The organism is Gemmatimonadota bacterium, assembly GCA_041390125.1.
Lineage (GTDB): Bacteria > Gemmatimonadota > Gemmatimonadetes > Longimicrobiales > Gaopeijiaceae > JAGQIF01.
The window spans coordinates 1-4,585 of record JAWKQN010000039.1; the positions used below are offsets into that span (position 1 = coordinate 1).

The 4,585-nt window shown below is 71.1% G+C and carries 5 protein-coding genes; 2 read left to right on the forward strand and 3 right to left on the reverse strand.

All coding sequences use genetic code 11. The features are described 5' to 3' along the window. Positions 1-1,143 (reverse strand): sigma-54 dependent transcriptional regulator (locus tag R3E98_21725; GenBank protein ID MEZ4426030.1); only part of this gene is annotated, 1,143 nt, incomplete at its 3' end. Positions 1,144-1,327: 184 nt separating this feature from the next. On the opposite strand from R3E98_21725, the gene R3E98_21730 reads away from it, so the two are divergent. Beyond that, complete coding sequence (locus R3E98_21730) at positions 1,328-1,576, forward strand: hypothetical protein (GenBank protein ID MEZ4426031.1); 249 nt, start codon at positions 1,328-1,330, stop codon at positions 1,574-1,576. Then, positions 1,573-2,262: a sulfite exporter TauE/SafE family protein gene (locus tag R3E98_21735; GenBank protein MEZ4426032.1), complete on the forward strand. Its 690-nt coding sequence runs from the start codon at positions 1,573-1,575 to the stop codon at positions 2,260-2,262. The genes R3E98_21730 and R3E98_21735 overlap by 4 nt, the downstream gene beginning before the upstream one ends. 36 nt (positions 2,263-2,298) lie before the next feature. Here the strand turns inward: R3E98_21735 and R3E98_21740 are convergent, their stop codons facing one another. Both R3E98_21740 and R3E98_21745 read right to left on the reverse strand, forming a co-directional pair. Beyond that, the gene (locus R3E98_21740; protein MEZ4426033.1) at positions 2,299-3,645 is read right to left on the reverse strand and encodes an NAD(P)-binding domain-containing protein; all 1,347 of its coding nucleotides are present in this window, start codon (positions 3,643-3,645) and stop codon (positions 2,299-2,301) included. Beyond that, positions 3,642-4,585: cytochrome c3 family protein (locus tag R3E98_21745; GenBank protein MEZ4426034.1), on the reverse strand; the 944-nt coding region annotated here is incomplete at its 5' end. The genes R3E98_21745 and R3E98_21740, both read right to left, overlap by 4 nt.

A 4,585-nucleotide genomic window follows, 5' to 3' on the forward strand; every position in this document is an offset into this window, starting at 1 on the left:
GACGGTCGGGTGACGCCCCAGCAGCACGATGCGCTCGAGCACGTTGCGCAGCTCGCGCACGTTCCCGGGCCAGCCGTACGCCTTCAGCAGGGTCATGGCGTCCCGCGAGGCGCCCTCGACGCGGCGGCCGAGCGTGTTGGAGAAGCGGTCCAGGAAGTGCGCGACCAGGGCCGGCACGTCGTCCGGTCGCTCGCGCAGCGGCGGCACGTGGATGGGGATGACGTTGAGACGGAAGAAGAGATCCTCGCGGAATCCACCCACCTCCACCTCGCGACGCAGGTCGCGGTTGGTGGCGGCCACCACGCTGGCGTTGAGCGGGATGGGCGCCACGCCCCCCACGCGACGGAAGGTGCGGTTCTCCAGCGCGCGCAGGAGCTTGGCCTGCGTCGCCGGCTTCATCTCGCCGATCTCGTCCAGGAAGACCACACCGCCGGCCGCCAGCTCGAACAGACCCCGCTTCATGCTCTTGGCGTCCGTGAAGGCGCCCCGCTCGTGACCGAACAGCTCGCTCTCGATCAACTGCTCCGGGAGCGAGGCGCAGTCGACCTCGACGAACACCCCGTTCCTGCGGGGGCCGTGGGCATGGATGGCGCGCGCGACCACGTCCTTGCCCGTCCCGCTCTCCCCGGTCACCAGCACGGTGGGCGCATCCACGCGCTCGAGCCGCTCGAGCGCCTCGAACAGCGGGGCCAGGCAGGCGGAGGCTCCGATGAACTCGCCGTACCCGGCGCGTTGCCGGTTCCGCAGGTAGCTGACTTCACTGCGCAGGCGGTCCTCGGCCAGGACCTTCTCGACCTTCAGGCCCACCTCGACCAGGTCGAAGGGCTTGGTCAGGTACGCGCTGGCCCCCAGCCGGGTCGCCACGACGGCGCTCTCGATGCCTCCGTGGGCGGTGAGCACGATGACCGGGACGTCGTTGCCGTCCGAGCGCAGCGTCTCCAGCACGGAGAGGCCGTCCCGTTCAGGCATCTTGAGATCCAGCACCAGGAGCGCGGGCGCATGCTCGCGCACCCGCTCCAGACACTGCTCCCCGTCCTCGGCTTCCACGGTCCGGTAGCCCTCCGCCTGCAGATGCTCGCAGAGGGACCAGCGGATCAGCTCCTCGTCGTCGCAGACGAGAACGACCGGTGTCGACGTGTTCACGAACCCCCACTCGGACTGTGCGAAATCCCACAGCAAGGGTGGCGACGCGGTGGCACCCGGACAAGACGCAGCGCCGTATATTCCCCATTTCCAATGTCTTGCGGCGTTGCAGCGGGGCCGGGCCGCGGGGCACGTGCGTTGCAAATGGGCCGTCGAGCCTCGTGTCCCGTTCTGGAGCCCCGGCTTGATCGACAGCCCTTCCGAGATGGCCAGTCAGCTTCGTGATCTGGCCCGCAGCACGCTGGCGCTCACGCGCGTCCGGCGGGGAAGACTCGCGCGCCTGGTGGTGTCGGTCCCGAACGGGGTACCGGTGCCGCTCTTCCTCGACGAGGCCCACAGCGTGCTGGCCCGGGCCGGGCTGGATGGCTTCGACCTGGAGGCCGTCCCCGGGGACGGACCGCTCCGCATCCTCGTGGCCGAGTTCGAACGATGACCCCGCTCGCCGGGCTGGTGGTGGGTGCGTTCCTGTCCGGCCTGGTCGGGAGCGCCCACTGCGTCGGGATGTGTGGACCGTTCGCCGTCGCATGCGGCACGTCGCGTCGGGAATCCATCGGCTGGCACCTGGGCCGCGGCCTCACCTACGCCGGCCTGGGCGGCCTCGCGGGCGCCTTCGGCGCCGCGCTCCCGGGACCGCGGTGGCTCCCCACCGTGGTGTCCCTGGTCCTGGTGGTCTGGTTCGCTGGCGTGCTCGCGGGCGTGTTGCCCGAGCCGCGCTTCCGCCCCCCCGGGCTGACGCAGCTGGCGCGGCCGGGAACGCGCGGTCCGCGCTTCGGGCCGCGCGTCCTGTTCGGCATGGCCACGGGCCTGCTCCCCTGCGGGCTGGTCTACGCCGCGCTCGGACTGGCGCTCGCCACGCTGGGCCCGCTGTCCGGCGCACTCGTCATGACCGCCTTCTGGGCCGGGACCGTCCCCGCGCTGGCCGCCCTGGTGCTGCTCTCGCAGCGGCTGGGCCTGCGCACCCTGCGTGGCCGGCGCGTCCTCGCGCTGGTGGTTCTGGTCACAGGGCTGCTCTCGGTGGCGATGCGTGGCGGCATGCTGGGCGAGCGCGGCCCGCACGGCGGCCACGGAGGCAGGCACGGAGCGGACGCACCGGCGGCGCACGTGTCGGGCGGGGGCTGAGCGCACGCCCCCGGACGGATCGCACCTCTGGGGCGCTCAGGCGGAGCGGCGCGCGCTCCGTTTGGCGACGCGCGGAGCCCCGAAGCGCTTCTCGATCTCGATCCCGCAGGCCGTCAGGAAGGGCGTGGGGAGCTCGCCTCCCGCAAACACGAAGACCTGGTCGTTGGGCAGCAGGATCGGCGAGCCGTCCGCACCCTGCAGGATCACGCGCTCGTCGTGGATCTCCTTGACCTGGGTGCCGAGGATCGTCTGTACCCGGCCCGCCGCCACCGCCTTCTCCAGCTTCCTGTGGTTGTCGGGCTTGATCCGTGAGAACTGCTCCCGGCGGTAGGAGAGGTGGACGGCGGTCCCCTCCTGCTCGCTCAGGGTCATCGCGGCTTCGACCGCGGAGTCGCCACCGCCGACCACCAGGATGCGGTCTCCGGCGTAGGCTTCGGGCTCGCGCAGGGCATACATGACCTTGGGTGCATCCTCCCCGGGCACACCGAGCTTCCGGGGCACGCCGCGGCGGCCGATCGCCAGCACCACGCGGTTGGCGGAGAGCAGGCCCTTGGTGGTGTAGACGTCGAAGCCGCCCCCTTCGCGGACCTCCACGCTCTGGACGGTCTCGTGGGTGCGCACGACCAGCCCTGCCTCGGCGACCACGCGCTCCCAGGTCTCGATCAACTCCTCCTTGCGCATCTCGCGCGCGCCGATCTTGCCGTAGTTGGGCACCTTCACGGGGGCCGTCATGACCAGCTTCTTCCGGGGGTAGTGTCGCACGGTACCGCCGAGATCCTCGCGCTCGATCGTCTCGAAGCGCAGACCGGCAGCCTTCGCATTCAAGGAGGCGGACAGGCCGGCGGGGCCACAGCCCACGATGACGAGGTCGAGCAGCTCCGGGTCGGTCGCGCGGCTCTCGCTGCGGATGCCTTCGATGCACTGGCGGCCCTGCTCGAAGGCGTTGCGGATGAGGCCCATGCCCCCGAGCTCACCGACGATGTAGATGCCGGGCACGTTGGTCTCGAAGTTCTCCTGGATGCGGGGCAGGTCCACGCCCCGCTTCTCCGTCCCGAACACCAGCTGGATGGCCTCGACCGGACACACCCGTTCGCAGAGCCCGTGGCCGATGCAGCGGGCGGGCATGACCGGGAAGCCCTGCCCGTTGCGGATCCCCAGCACGTCCCCTTCGGGGCAGACGGAGACGCAATTCCCGATTCCGATGCATACGTCCGGGTTGATGACGGGATGCAGGGTCGCGGGCTCCTTGAGCCCATACCTCAGGGCCTCCAGGTCGGCGGCTTCGCTCTGCTCCTCCTTGGCGCGCAGCCGCAGCACCACGGGCACCGTCGTGACCACCATCAGCACGGCGCCCAGCAGCCAGATGATCGTGGTGTCGCTCATCGGTCTCCTCCGTGGCAGGCACGGCACTCCGTCCCGAGCGGGCGGAAGCGAATGAACATGGACCCGTCGGGCGCGGGCTCCTGCGCGTGGCATCCGGCGCACGGTACGCCTTCGTGGGCGCCGTCGAGCGCGTAGCCCGTCCGTCCGTGGTCGAAGCTGCGCACCCCGAAGGACGTCACCTCGTGACACTCCGTGCACGCCCGTCCCGTGAACTGCCCCTGGTGCGGATCGTCGGCGGCGTGGCAATCGACGCACTCGCGGGCGTCCAGGTCGAACCGCAGGTGAGGGGCCGCCGGATCGAGCGTGTGGCAGCCGGCGCAATCGACCGCCCGGTGTGCGCCCTCGAGTGGGAAGACGGTCTCCGCGTCGTGCCGGAACAGGTCGAAGCGGGTCGGGAGCCACGCGGCCTGGTCGTGGCAGCCGGTGCAGTCGGTCCCGCCGTCTGCGGCGGCGAACTCGGTCCCATGGCGGTCCACGTGGCAGGACTCGCAGGCCTGCTGGACCAGCGGCCGGGGGTAGGACGCCATGCGCGTGCGGGGGGCGAAGCGGATCCGGAGGCGATCCTGGGAGTCCGGCTCCGGTGCGTGACAACCCTGACACGTCAGCGCGGCGTGTGCCGCCTCCAGCGGAAATCCGGTCGAGGCGTGATCGAAATCTCCCTCGAAGCCCTGGCGTGAGATGCGATCCCAGCCCTGCGTGCCGTGGCAGGCCGTGCAGTCCGCACCCATCGCCCCGTCGTGGTTGTCGTCGTGGCAATCCAGGCACGACGCGAAGGCGAGCGGACGGAACCGGAGCCGGCCGGGGTTCGGCGGACCGGTCAGCGCGGCGTGACATCCCGCACAGTCGACCGATCGGTGCAGGCCGGTGAGGCGGAAGCGCGCGTCATCGTGATCGAAGCCCTGCGCCCCTTCCCAGGTGTCCTGCCCATGGCAGTCGGTGC

Excerpts from the sequence above, each read along its gene's own strand:
- R3E98_21735 (MEZ4426032.1), top strand. The coding sequence starts at position 1,573 with ATGACCCCGCTCGCCGGGCTGGTGGTGGGTGCGTTCCTGTCCGGCCTG.
- R3E98_21740 (MEZ4426033.1), bottom strand. The coding sequence starts at position 3,645 with ATGAGCGACACCACGATCATCTGGCTGCTGGGCGCCGTGCTGATGGTG.